10 protein-coding genes are annotated in these 13,239 nt (G+C 59.8%); 9 read left to right on the top strand and 1 reads right to left on the bottom strand.

The genetic code is table 11. The features are described from left to right. Nucleotides 1–10 precede the first annotated feature (10 nt). From flgK to RPC_RS10110, 5 genes are all read left to right on the top strand, one after another. Complete coding sequence (gene flgK, locus RPC_RS10090) at nucleotides 11–1,867, top strand: flagellar hook-associated protein FlgK (RefSeq protein ID WP_011472470.1); 1,857 nt, start codon at nucleotides 11–13, stop codon at nucleotides 1,865–1,867. A gap of 7 nt (nucleotides 1,868–1,874) precedes the next feature. Then, nucleotides 1,875–3,638, top strand: a complete 1,764-nt coding sequence (locus tag RPC_RS10095; RefSeq protein ID WP_011472471.1) for a hypothetical protein — start codon at nucleotides 1,875–1,877, stop codon at nucleotides 3,636–3,638. 134 nt (nucleotides 3,639–3,772) lie between these two features. Beyond that, nucleotides 3,773–4,774: a helix-turn-helix domain-containing protein gene (locus tag RPC_RS10100; protein WP_415914821.1), complete on the top strand. Its 1,002-nt coding sequence runs from the start codon at nucleotides 3,773–3,775 to the stop codon at nucleotides 4,772–4,774. Nucleotides 4,775–5,356: 582 nt separating this feature from the next. Further along, nucleotides 5,357–6,028: a response regulator gene (locus RPC_RS10105; protein WP_011472473.1), complete on the top strand. Its 672-nt coding sequence runs from the start codon at nucleotides 5,357–5,359 to the stop codon at nucleotides 6,026–6,028. Further along, the gene (locus RPC_RS10110) at nucleotides 6,028–7,494 is read left to right on the top strand and encodes a sensor histidine kinase (RefSeq protein ID WP_011472474.1); all 1,467 of its coding nucleotides are present in this window, start codon (nucleotides 6,028–6,030) and stop codon (nucleotides 7,492–7,494) included. The genes RPC_RS10105 and RPC_RS10110 overlap by 1 nt, the downstream gene beginning before the upstream one ends. A gap of 421 nt (nucleotides 7,495–7,915) precedes the next feature. Here the strand turns inward: RPC_RS10110 and RPC_RS10115 are convergent, their stop codons facing one another. Further along, the gene (locus RPC_RS10115; protein ID WP_041801628.1) at nucleotides 7,916–9,343 is read right to left on the bottom strand and encodes a PLP-dependent aminotransferase family protein; all 1,428 of its coding nucleotides are present in this window, start codon (nucleotides 9,341–9,343) and stop codon (nucleotides 7,916–7,918) included. A 168-nt stretch (nucleotides 9,344–9,511) separates the two neighbouring features. On the opposite strand from RPC_RS10115, the gene RPC_RS10120 reads away from it, so the two are divergent. From RPC_RS10120 to RPC_RS10130, 4 genes are read left to right on the top strand one after another with little or no spacing between them, the layout of a single operon-like run. Next, nucleotides 9,512–10,411 (top strand): DMT family transporter, encoded by a 900-nt coding sequence (locus tag RPC_RS10120; protein WP_208855643.1) that lies wholly within the window; start codon nucleotides 9,512–9,514, stop codon nucleotides 10,409–10,411. Beyond that, complete coding sequence (locus tag RPC_RS26475; RefSeq protein WP_011472477.1) at nucleotides 10,395–10,889, top strand: Mov34/MPN/PAD-1 family protein; 495 nt, start codon at nucleotides 10,395–10,397, stop codon at nucleotides 10,887–10,889. Before RPC_RS10120 ends, RPC_RS26475 begins: the two co-directional genes overlap by 17 nt. Next, on the top strand, nucleotides 10,886–12,286 hold the full coding sequence (gene moeB / locus RPC_RS25460; RefSeq protein WP_167532068.1) for a molybdopterin-synthase adenylyltransferase MoeB: 1,401 nt from the start codon (nucleotides 10,886–10,888) through the stop codon (nucleotides 12,284–12,286). Before RPC_RS26475 ends, moeB begins: the two co-directional genes overlap by 4 nt. A 27-nt stretch (nucleotides 12,287–12,313) precedes the next feature. Further along, entirely contained in the window at nucleotides 12,314–13,228 is a 915-nt protein-coding gene (locus tag RPC_RS10130; RefSeq protein WP_011472479.1) for a PLP-dependent cysteine synthase family protein, read from the top strand. The last annotated feature ends 11 nt before the right edge of the window (nucleotides 13,229–13,239 follow it).

Consider the following 13,239-nt stretch of genomic DNA (forward strand, 5'->3'; position numbering starts at 1 on the left):
GAGAGATAGCATGCTGACGACCGCCTTCAGCACCGCGGTGGCCGGTCTTGAGGCCGCGCAGAAAGCTATCCGAGTCGTCTCGCAAAACGTGGGGAATGCCGGCACGGCCGGCTACGTCAGACGCACCGTGACAACGGTCGCGTCCGGACCAGGCAATTCCAGCGTTGCTGTCGGGACGGTGAATCGCGTCTTTGAAGACGCGGCGTTGAAGCAGTTGCGACTGGAAGCCTCGGGCGCTGCCTACAGCTCGACAAAGTCGAATGTTCTCTCGCAGCTCGACAAGCTGTTCGGCAAGCCGGGCGATGCCACGGCGCTCGATGGCCGCATGAACGCGTTCACACAGTCGCTGCAAGGGCTCGCAACGGACCCAAGCTCGGTGGCGAGCCGAAGCACGGTGCTTAACAAAGCCGCCGCTCTCACCGAACGGATCCGCAGCCTTGCGGGTAACGTGCAGGAGCTGCGCAGTGGCATCGAAAATCGGCTCGGCTCGGATGTCGGGGCCGCAAACAATCTGTTGAAGTCGATCGCGAGCCTGAACGCCAAGCTGGCCGCGACGTCCGATGATTCCGCCCAGGCCGGACTCCTCGATCAACGGGACCAGCAGATAACGCAGCTGTCGTCCTATCTCGACGTGAAATCGATGCAGCAGCGCGACGGCGCCATGACGCTGATGACGACGTCCGGCGTCGTCTTGGTCGATCGCGACGCAGCGGCAACGCTCTCTTTCGACGGCCGCGGCAATTTGGGGCCGACGTCGGCGTATTCAACAGATCCGTCCGCGCGTGGGGTCGGGACCATCACCGCGACCTTGCCTGGGGGCGCTGTCATCGACCTTGGTGTTCGTGGCGCGCTGAGTTCGGGCTCGATCGCAGCACAATTGGAACTGCGTGACGTCGCTCTTCCGCTGGCCCAGAGACGGCTCGACGATCTTGCGTTCGGTTTGGCCCAGTCACTCACCGACAAGAGCGCGGTCGGAACGCAGAGCGCGGCCGGAGTCGACCTCAACCTCGCCGATCTCGCCAGTCTCAAGCCCGGCAATACCATCACCATTCCGATCAGCGCGGGCGGCGCGATCCGCAACGTGATCCTGGTGGCGTCGTCACTTGCTTCGCGGCCGGTCGACGCAAACCAGACGATCGACGCCAATGCGCAAGTCCAAACCTTCACGATCCCGGCTGCGCCGGCGACCGCGCGGGATTATGCGACTGCCATTTCGGCTGCGCTCTCGGTCGTTGCTCCGGGCCTCACCGCGGCCAGCACCACGTCCGGCAAGCTGACCTTGTCTGGCGCAGGCATTCAGGGCGTCGTTGCGATTAGCACGCAGCCGAAATCGGCGGGCGATGTTTCTGGGGCTCATCCTTGGATAGCCATGTTCGTGGACGGCTTGGGCAATGCACTCGTCACCGGGTCGCTCGACGGCGCGCCCCAACGCACCGGCCTAGCTCAGCGCCTGTCGGTTAACGCGGCGCTGATCGGCGACTCTTCGGTTCTCGTTGCAGCCAGCAGAACGAGTAGCTCGCCCAATCCGTCCCGTCCGCAGTTTGTTTACGACGCGCTGACGAGCAGCAAGCTGGCCTTCTCATCGGTAAACGGGATTGGCGGCACTCAAGCCCCCCATGTCGCGACGGTCGCCGCCTTCGCTCAAGAGATTGTGGCCGCCCAGGGCTCCGCTGCGGCGGCTGCGAAGCAAATCGATGACGGGCAGACGGTTGCCCTTGGCGTTGCACAAGGTCGGTTCTCGAAAAGTGCGGGCGTCAATATCGATGAGGAAATGTCACGCCTCATGTCGCTGCAGACCGCCTACGCCGCAAATGCCCGTGTGCTGTCAGCCGTGCGCGAGATGCTCGACGTTCTGATGAAGATCTGAGGTCACGATGACGTCCATAACAGCCTTCAGCGCCGGCGCATATTCGACCAGCCGCCAGACCGCGGATCTGCTGGCCCTCAAAGAACAGGTCAATACGCTGACCAGGCAGTTGAGCTCGGGGCGTGTTGCGGAAACCTATGCAGAGCTTGGCGTGCGACGGTCCGAGAGCCTCAGTGCGCGTGGTATGCTGAGCGCGCTTGACGGCTACGACGCCGCCATTTCATCGGTTCGGCCACGTGTCGAGCTTGCGTCTGCGAGCCTCGGCCGAATTTCGAAAATGACCACGACGCTGCGTAACGGTCTCACCACTAATCGGAGCGACGCCGACGCGAATAGGGCGATGGCGCGCGATAGCCTAAACGGCGCGATCGACGCGCTCAATCAACAGCTCGGGGGACAATATCTGTTCGGTGGTCGGGAGGTGACCCAAGCACCAGTCCTCTCAGGCATTATTCTCCTCAACGGTGACACGAGCGATCCAGTGAAGCCGCTCGCGGGCGTCAAGACCCTGGTCAACGAGCAAATCAGGGCTGATCTCGGGACGGGTTTGGGCCGCTTGACGTTGTCGACCCCGTCATCCACGAGCATCGAGGTGCGGGAAGACGCGGACGCCAGCGCCAGGGCGAATCTTGGTTTCTCGATCTCCGCCCAACCAACGTCTTCAGGCAGTTTCGCGACGATCAGCTATGCTGCCAGTCCCCCCGAAGGCGCGACGCTAAGTTTTGCGAAGCCACCGGCAGCTGATGATCACTTCCGAGTCGTCGTCAATCAGGCCGGTGGAGGGCAGAAGACCTACGACCTGACGGGCGCCGACCTCGCGGACGTAAGCTCGGCCGCGAACGCAGCGTCGTCTTTGAAAGCGCTGATCGGCAACGACAAGATCGCCAGCGTTCAGAGCGCGTCGCCTCCCGGTCTCTCTGCATCCTTTGCGAACACGACCGCGCCGGCGTCGTTCACGATCAACGTCGTCGCGCAACCTGCAAACGGGGATCAGATCCGGATCACGCTTGGGCTTCGCGACGGCACCACGACCGCGCTGACCCTCTACGCGCGAACCAATGCCGACCCGATGTCGCGCACCGATTTCGTGATCGGCGCGACACCTGCCGAGACCGCGCAGAATTTATCAAATACGCTTGGGCGAAGTCTGAAGCAGGCTGCGGAGACGTCGCTTGCTGCAAGTTCGACAATCCGCGCAACGCAGGACTTCTTCGCAGGGTCGAACGTAGCGGGCCTTGCACCGCGACGGATCGATTTCACAGGAGCCGTGCCGGCTTACGCTTCGACCTCCTCGGAGACAACCGTGATCTGGTACAGAGGCGAGACATCGCCCACGGATCCACGCACGTCGTTTGCTGTACGTACCGGCGCGACAAGCACGGTTGGAATCGGCGCGCGGGCCAACGAGGAGGCGATCCGCACCATTCTGTCGGGGTTCGCGGCCGTCGCGGTAGGTAGCGCAGCAAGTGCTTTCACACAGGCCGCAGATCGCTGGAAAGCACTGGCCGAGCGATCGGCTTCACTGCTCCCGCAGGAAGAACCGCTGAAGGCCATTTCCACGGAATTCGGCATCGCGTCCAGCTCTCTGTCGGAGGCGCAAGCGCGGAATAAGGCGGCCCGGGGGATTGTTCAGTCGCAAGTGGATGGCATCGAATCGGTTTCCTCGCAGGAGATCGCAGTCAAACTGCTTGATGTGCAGAATAGATTACAGACGAGTTACCAGGTGACCGCGATGCTCCTGAAATTGTCTTTGGTGAACTACCTTCGGTAGATCGCGTCGTGTACGGGCCAACCTCACAGGAGAAAAGAGTCGCGGAAACGCGGATGCCGAACCTTGACGTAATTCGACTGCAAGCTTCCAGGCGATCATGGGTCTCGATCGGAGGTTCGGACCCAAACACCCCCATGGCGCTCAAACTCATAGAACCAAGATTTTCGGAAGTTGACGATGATCAAATGAGGTTTGAGAAATGGCAGCAGCTCACGTCAAGCCTGTTCGTGGCGAGCAAGAAGAGCCCGATGGTCGGCTCTCGCGATCTTTCCTTTCGTTGCTACAATCTGGATCGGTTGCTGTTTTTCGACCACAGCGCCGGCGCATATGGCGCCGAGCGGACGCCGTCTCAGATCGTGACGCAGGGAGTCGATCATATCCTTCTCGGCTTGCAAACCGTCGGAACGACGCTGCTGATGCGCTCGGACGGCGTTGCAATGGCCGGGGTTGGCGACCTTGTGGTCCTCGATCTCTCCCAACGATTCCAATTCGCAACCGAAGGGATGTCGGCGATCCATATTTGCCTGCCGCGAAGGCGATTCGAGAACCATGCAAGAAAAATGGGTGCTCGGCACATGCAAATCCTTCGCTCCGAGGGTGAACCGCTTCTGAAGTTGATGGCGGATCATCTGCTGAACATGCGAACATGCCTGCATCACGCCGTTGCTGAGCAACTGCATCTTCTGACCTCGGCGGCGATTGCGATTTGCAACGCGGCGTTCACGCCACCTGAAGACAGTTCTTACAATGAACCGGCCGTTGCCGCGATCGAAGTCCGCCAATTCATCGAGGAGAATATTCAGCACCAGGATCTCGGAATCGAATTGCTCTGCGCGCGGTTTGGCCTCTCCCGGACCCCACTCTATAAGCTATTTGAGGTTGACGGCGGGATCGTGAGTTACATTAGAAGCCGGCGGCTCGCTCGAGCCATGCTGATGCTTTCCGGAGTCGAAGGGCGATCGCACCAGCGCGTGTCGTCGGTCGCCTATGCCTGCGGATACCAATCGGCGAAGATGTTCAGCCGCGCTTTCCATCGCCGGTATGGCGTCAATCCGCGCGAGGTGAATAGAACGTACCAGACGGTGGCGATCCAGGAAAAGGGTGCTCTTTTGGCGTCCTGGATACAGAACCTATGACGTGCTCGCATCTTGCTTGGGTTGAAGACGTGCTCTGCTGATCGATCGACGATAGCAACGGCTTCTCTCCGATCGGTGATGCGCGATATCGTTGCGCAGAGGCTTGATCCGACGAATCTCAAAGATAAGCAGTGCCCCCCGACGAATTCCACGGACCGGGCCTCGGCGTTGTCCGCTGTGCGTACGACATCCTCGATAGGTGCCGGTCGCGGCCTTCGAAGAAGGCGGTCCGATTAACCGGCGAGGTATGAGCGGTGGGGGGCTCCCGGTGTCGCGTTGATCTTTTCGAGAAACCAACGCGGTCCGACGTCCGACGGTCATCAAAGTGAGATCCGAACTTGACGCCGATCGCCAAGTCGGGCGCCCGGGAAGCGCTTGCGATGTCAAATTGATCGGGCTGCGACGCGCGATTGGCCTTTTCGAGGCTCCGTGTTGCGTTCGTAACCAGCGGTTGCGTTCGAAGAAGAAACATCAGGAGGCCCAGCAGGTGCGGGTCAGGCTTGGCGCCGTAATGTTACTGCAATCTTTTGGTAATCAAAGGAATGGTCTGACGCGGGTGGTCAGGCAGTTCAGGAAAATGCGGTGCGAGTTTTGATCGTTGAGGACGACCCCCAATTGGGGCCATGGCTTCGCGATACGCTTGCTGTCGCGTTCGGCGCGTCTGATTTGGTGACAACGCTGGACGAAGCGCGGGCTGCGGTTGCTGTCCGGAGTTTCGATCTTGTCGTGATCGACCGCGGGCTCCCTGATGGTGACGGTGTGCAGCTCCTGCTCGACCTCAGAGGTCAGCAGCCGTGCCCCGCCACCATCATATTGACGGCGCTTGACGATCCGCTGGATATCGCGCGGGCGCTGGACAATGGAGCCGACGATTACGTCGCCAAGCCATTCGAACCGATCGAACTGGTTGCACGGGCCAAAGCCGTGTTGCGGCGCTTATTTCTCGACAAAGGTGCCGTGGTTTCGATCGGCAATTTGAGCTACGACATCATCAATCGCGCCGTCTATGTCGGGCAAGATCCCATTGTCGTCCCGCGGCGCGAGCTTGCGATCCTCGAAGCCATGGTGCGGCGTGTCGGCCGGGTGGTGTTGCGCGAAACCCTCGAGGTTGCCGCTTATGGCTTTGATGACGATATCCAGTCGAACGCGGTCGAATCCCATGTTTCCCGGCTACGCCGCCGGTTTCGTGAGGCCAACTGTAAGGTTACGATCCGGCCGGTTCGTGGTCTGGGCTACTTATTGAGTAGCGAATGATGCCGAAGTCGCCGTTCCTGCCGACCGTGGCAGCCTTAAGGTGGCTGGCCTTTAAGCGCATTCATCGATCCATTGCGGTGTTGGCGGCGACGCTCATTGGAGTCGTTACCACAATCATGTTGATCTGCGCCGCTGTGCTGGTGATCAGGCTCGGGGGCGATGATGACGGGACGTGGGGCGCCGCCGACGTGGGCGACGCTCTGAAAGAGGCTGTCGCGCGCGATGATCAAGGTCAATTGGTGGTCAGGAAGACGGCGCGATTGGAGGTGTTTGCGCGGCAGTTTCCGTCTTTTTGGTACATCGTATCTGACAAGATGGGGGAGGTTCGCTACGGGCCGATACCTGATTGGCGCCCGCCCAAAAATGCACAGCATCAAAGCGGGACGAGCTTTCTAGCTTACGCGATCGACGGCGAGTCGAAAACTCTCAAGAAAATGACCGCGCTCAGAAACACGCCGGTTGGTGAGATCTGGATCGAGACCGGCGGCGTGGCTTACACCGCATCACAGCTGATGGTGGGAACGCTCACCGATTCAGCTTTCATTGCGCTTCCGGTCCTGCTCGTCCTGCTGGCGACCGCTCTGACCGCCCTGGTTTTCGTACCCTGGGTGATCGCGCGGCCGGTTCTTGTTGTTGCAAGGAACGCCGAGATGATCGACGGGGTTCCTGACGGCCGCCGCCTGCCGGAGGACGGCGCGCCGGCCGAGCTGTTGCCACTGGTCGCGGCGTTCAATCGGGCGCTGTCGCGCATCGATGTCGCGGCAAAGGCGCAACGGAGTTTTCTGTCCAATGCGGCGCATGAACTGCGAACCCCTTTGACGAATGCTCGCACCACGATCGAACAGGTACAGGATCCCAGGCTTCGCGCCAGGCTCATTGCCGAGAACCAGAAACTCTCGTCGATTGTCACCATGCTCCTTCAACTTGCTCGGATTTCCGCAGAGGCTGCAGCCCTGACCGGGATCGATCTTGTCGCGCTTGCCCGTAGGGTTGCGGCCGAACACGTGCCGATGGCCCTGAAGCACGGCAGCGAGATCGCCTTTGTAGGACCAGGCTGTCCCGTGTGGGTGCAGGGCTCAGACCCTGCCATCGCTGTGGCGCTTTCGAACCTAATCCGCAATGCGGTGCAACATTCGGGGGCAATTCACCCCATCCTGGTCAGCGTCGATACGCCGGCTAGCTTGAGCGTGGTTGATCGTGGGTCCGGTCTGCGCTGCGGCGAACCGGAGGCCTTGTGGGAGCCTTTCAAGCGCGGGAATGCTGCCACCGAAGGCACGGGACTTGGTCTCTCGATAGTCTCGCAAGTCATGTCCACACACAATGGTAGCGTCGCAATCTGTGAGACGCCAGGAGGCGGAACGACGGTAGAATTGAGCTTCCAGGTTGCGCATCAGGCGAAGCCGCCCCCGAGCAAATCGAGGCAGGTCGTGCCGGTTTTGTCCGGAGCCTCCACAAAGATCCTGTAGTTGCTGTTAGTCTAGCTTGACGCCGAAGCTCGCAAAGCGAAGGCGGCAGGCGTAACCGCGCCGAGCCGCAGCGCTCGATGACATGACGGGTGACGCTGATGCGCATCCGCCATGCGGGCTGCCGCTCATCCGCCCGACGAACTGATCGAACACCGATCCCCACCATTTCGCGATTGTCTTTCGGGCCCGCCCCTTTGCGAGAGTCCGGGTTCGTGATCGTGGGCCTCGCGCCGCCCGATCCGCTCGGAGTCGGAATTCAATCGGAAAATGCCTTCTGCATTGATGTGAGCTAATCGGCGTACCAAGCATTTTGCGAAAATCTCGAAGAAGCCGAGCGTTCGGGCGTGGGGCTGGACCCAAATAGTTATTTGAATTCATCGACACTTTTCACGCGTAGCAACATTACGTTCGTAATCGCAAGCTAGTGGATCGCGGTAGTTGTTGAAGGATTTCTCAATACGGCGGAGAGAATGCGAAATCCTTCACTGATGGCAGCGTCGGTCTTTTCAGCGCTGCTAACGCTAGCCCGCAGAAATTGGACGGTGCGGTCACGGTCCACGGCGAATGCCTCCGCAGGCGCAACGAGACAGTTCTTCTGCCTTAACTCGCTTGCAATCTCTGAGGCGCGCCAAGGGCTTGGAACTTCGATCCAGAAGTGCGGACTCCTTGGATGGGTTTTGACGACGAAGCCGTCCAGAAGCGGTTGAACGAGGGTTTTGCGTCGAACGATTTCCTCGATCTGGTCTTCGAGGAAGCGCAGCGCGCTGCCGTCCTCGATCCAGAGACTGACCATCTCGAAGGCCAGAGGGTTCGCCATCCAGCAATTGGTTCGCACCATGGTGCCGATGCGTCCGACCAATGGCAACGGCGCATGGACGTAGCCGACCCTCAGGCCGGCCGCGATCGCTTTTGACAGGCTTGAAATCAGAATGCTTCGTTCCGGTACGAAATGTCCGATATGCGGGTGACGATCCTTGACCAAGACGCCGTGCGCGTCATCTTCGATGACCAATAGATTATGCGCGCGACAAAGCCGGGCGATCTCGGCGCGCCGTTCCAGGCCAAGCACCGCCGTGGTGGGATTCTGCAGCGTCGGCGTGCAGAACAGCGCTCTGACCGTTGCAGTCCGGCAGACTGCATCGAGCGATTTCGGAATCAGCCCTTCGTCATCCATCTTGAGGCCGACCAGATTGATGCCAAGAATTCGGCAGGCCGATATCAATCCCGGATAGGTGAACTGTTCGGAGACCAGGGTGTCACCACGTTCGAGCAGCGCCATGAGCACGCAGAACAAGCCGTGCTGGCCGCCGTTGACGCAGACGATCTGTTCGGCGTTGGCGTCGGAATGATGGTTGCTGAGCCACCGGGCTCCCGCCGCGCGGTGGCGATTCAATCCAAGCTCCGGCCCATATTGCAGCAGTTCTTCGAGAGCCTCCGGCTGCAGCGCCAGACGCCGCAACGTTTCGCTGACCGATGTTAGCATGCGGCCGGGGATCGCCGTATTCCGACTGAGGTCGTAGCGACCCGGTTCGCCGCCCCCGTAAGGCTTGAAGTCGGTTTCCTTGCGCTTCTTCTTTGCCAATTCCAGCACGAAGGTGCCGTCGCCCACGCGGGACGAAATCAGCCCGATCTTCCGCAACTCGCCGTAAGCCCGACTAATCGTTCCTGCCGTCACGCCCAGGAGCGCAGCCAGGTCGCGGTGAGCCGGTAACTTTTCGCCGGTCCGTAACCCGCGGCTCAGGATTAGTGCCTCGAGCCGTCGCGCCAGCCGCCGGTACTTCGGTCCCATGCCTTCGCGCAACGCGCTATGAAGGATTGAAACGGTGTCATTATTCAAATTGACAGCCATTTTGTATTGCGTACCATATCTCAAAAGGTGCAATTTTCTAAATTGCACCCATTCAATGAACGTTAAAGGGGGCGGCGACGCCCATGCAGATCAGGCACGGCGATGACAACATTGAGCGCGGCAAGAGAACGATGGCACTCCTCCTGGGGCTCCGCAGCCGTAACGACCATGCTGTTTCTGATCGTCTGCCTGAGTTGGGGGACCACCTGGCTCGGCATCAAGATCGCGGTCGAAACCGTTCCGCCGATCACATCGGCGGGGCTGCGCTTTCTCATCGCCTTCCCGTTGTTTCTGAGTTTCGCATGGTTGCGCGGCGATCCTATTCTTTTCCCCAAAGGTATGTCGTCGTTCTTCATCTTCGTCACGCTCTTTTATTTCTGCGTTCCGTATTGGCTGTTGAACTACGGCGAACAATACGTCTCGTCCGGGCTGACGGCGCTGTTATTCAGTACGATGCCTGTCTTCATTCTAGTGCTGTCCGCGTTCCTGCTTGAGGAACGCGTGCTCGTCTCGCAACTGATAGGAATGATCGTCGGATGCATGGGGCTTGCACTGATCATCAATTCTCAAGGCCAGGAGCTGGACTATACGAGATTCCTCGGCGTGCTCGCCATTTTGGTCGCAGCCGGCATGCACGCCTTGGCATATGTAATTACGAAACGCGTGGGTGGCAACATCGGCGTGGTCACCTTCAATGCGCTCCCGATCGCCATTGCCGGTGTATTCATGACCGCCGCCGGCGTGGTGATTGAGCACCCGCAGCTGACGGCGATTTCATCCCGTTCCTTGCTCGCCTTGATCTATCTTGGGCTGGTGGCCTCGGTCGGCGGCTTCATCGTGTACTTCTTCCTGCTTAAACGGATGAGTCCGATCATTCTGTCGTTCGTCTTCATCATTTTCCCGGTCTTCGCCGTGGTGATCGGCGCCTGGTACGAAGGATTGCCGATGGCGTCCGACTTTCTGCTGAATATGGCGGTCGTGCTGGGAGGCTTTGCAATCACCAAATTTCCGATTGAGCCGCTGTTGCGAAAGGCAACAAAAGGGATGCGCCATGACCGCGCTGAATGACATGGCAACGCTGAATGAAGAGACCCTGGCGCTCATCGTCAGGCATGCGGAGCAGGCATACCCCAAGGAATGCTGCGGCTTTGTCTACGCTGACGGCGAGGTCCGCGCGTGCGTCAACATCCAAGACGACCTGAAGTCAATCGATCCCGCACGCTACCGCCACGGGGCGACGGCCGGCTATACCCTGTCGGTTGCCGACACTCTAGCCCTGAACGGGAGCTTCGAGACCGCAAATCCGGCGTCAGTGATCTATCACTCGCATCCCGACGTCGGCGCGTATTTCAGTCAGGAGGACAGCGACGAGGCGCTCTTCCTCGGAACGCCAGTTTACCCCGTCGACTATTTGGTGGTCGACGTCCGCCGGGCAAAAGCATTGGAAGCCAAGCTTTTCGTGTGGCGGAAAGCCGGCTTTTTCTGCGCCAGAGTGTTTCCCATTGATCAGTCCTATCGCGAGGCCCATGCAAGGAGACGTCGATGATCCGCGTTAAATTCCCTGACGCGGTTGCCCGCGTTGCAAGTCTGCCATGCTCCGAACTCGGCGGGGATGGCGAGACTCTCAAGGCAGCAATCGAGAACATCTGTGAGGAGCACGGCCCGCTCCAACAACATCTGTTTTATGCCAACGGCAATCTCAAAGAACATTTTCTTTTGACTTGCCGAGGCGAGGTGATCCGGCCGGATCAGAAATTGCCGGCCAATTCCCGTGTGGAGATCATGCTTGCAACCTCGGGTGGGAGCGATGGCGGGCTCAGCAACGAGGAGGTGAGGCGCTATGCTCGCCACATCACGCTGCCAGGGGTCGGCCGCGAAGGCCAGGCGAAATTGAAGAACGCTAAGGTGCTGATTATTGGCACCGGCGGGTTAGGTTCGCCGATCAGCCTCTACCTCGCCGCGGCAGGCGTCGGCGTGATCGGACTGGTTGATTTCGATGTCGTGGAGATGAGCAACTTGCAGCGGCAGGTCGTGCACGGCACAAACACCATCGGGATGCCGAAAGTCAATTCGGCCAAGGCGCGGCTAAACGAGCTCAACCCTGCGATCACGGTCGAGACTTACGACACAGCCTTCAGCGTTGAAAATGCCCTCGACCTGGTCGGCCGATATGACGTCGTGGTCGACGGAAGCGACAATTTCAACTGTCGCTATATCGTCAACGATGCCTGCACGATCCTGAAGAGGCCGCTGGTCTATGGCGCGATCTATCGGTTCGAGGGCCAGGTTAGCGTATTCAACCACGACGGCGGGCCGTGTTACCGTTGTCTTTTCCCGCAACGCCCGCCCGCCGAATTGTCGCCGAGCTGCAATGCCGGTGGCGTCTTCGGCGTGCTGCCGGGGGTGATCGGGGCGATCCAAGCGACGGAGGCGGTCAAGCTGATCTTGGGGCTTGGCCATTCGCTCTCGGGTCGGCTGGTGCGCTACGACGCCCTGGAAATGAAGTTTGACGAGATTCGGTTTTCCAACAGGGCGAACTGCCCGGATTGCGGCAGCCGGCGCAGTCAGATGCATCCGCCGGATCGATCCGTGGATAGCATGCTCGCGGCGCCTCGTGCGGCCGAACTGCCGCAGGCAATGTTCATCTCGCCGACAGAGCTGGCCGAGAACCTCGATCGATATGTGCTGCTCGATGTGCGCGATCCGAACGAACTCGAGATCTGTGCTATCCCGGGGTCCCTGAACGTCCCGCTGGCCGATTTGGTGAGCCGCTTCGACGAACTGCCGCGCGATCGCGCGCATTGCATCATCTGTCATTCCGGAGCGCGGGCAAAGTCGGCCGCGGCGAGGTTTCTCGATGCCGGAGTTTACGATTTCCGCATCCTGGAAGGCGGCATCAAGCGTTGGGTGAGGGACGTCGAACCGACGATGCCGATCTACTGACTATGTTGTGGATGGGGACTAAGGGGCATGATCAATGACAGCGTTCTCGATCTCATCGGTAACACGCCGGTCGTGCGTCTCTGCGCGCTGTCGAAGGAGTTCGGAATCGATGCTCTGATCAAGCTCGAATCGTTTAACCCCGGCGGCAGCCATAAGGTCCGTGTGGCCAAGGCGATGATCGAGGATGCCGAAGCCCGCGGCATCCTGACGCGCGGCAGCGGACAGACCATCATCGAACCCAGCGGAGGCAATACCGGCATCGGGTTGGCGTTGGTTGGCTGCCAGCTCGGCTACAAGCTGATTCTCGTGATCCCGGACAATTATAGCCAGGAGAAGCAAGAATTGTTGCGCTTACATGGCGCGGAGGTCGTTCTGTCCGATAGTCGTCGCGGCAACAATTCGCACGGCGAGATGGCCATGGAAATACAGCTGATGCATCCGGAATACGTGATGCTGAACCAGCAACGCAATCCGGCCAATCCAGAGGTGCATCGCCGGACGACGGCACGGGAAATTCTGGCTGACTTCGGCGAGCAACGGATCGACGTATTTGTCGGCGGGATTGGGACCGGCGGCCACATCACCGGCATCTCGGAGACGCTGAAAGCACGCTGGCCGGAGATGAAAGCCTACGGGGTAGAGCCCGAGCAATGCGATTTATTGAACGATCGCCACGCTCCGCACGACATCCAGGGCTTGTCGGTCGGGATCGTTCCAGCCGTGCTCAACCTCGGCATTCTCGACGGCATGATCAAGGTCGCGAAAGCCGACTGCATCGAAATGGCGAAGACGACCCTGCGTCGGGAGTCCATCAGCCTCGGCATTTCGTCGGCCGCTAATTTGGTGGCGATCAGCAAGATCGCGGGGGATTTGGACCGTGGATCCACGGTTCTCACTTTGTCATACGACACGATCGACTCGTATCTTTCGTATTTTCGCTAGAGGAGCAGTGC

It is taken from the genome of Rhodopseudomonas palustris BisB18, from assembly GCF_000013745.1.
GTDB lineage: Bacteria > Pseudomonadota > Alphaproteobacteria > Rhizobiales > Xanthobacteraceae > Rhodopseudomonas_A > Rhodopseudomonas_A palustris_F.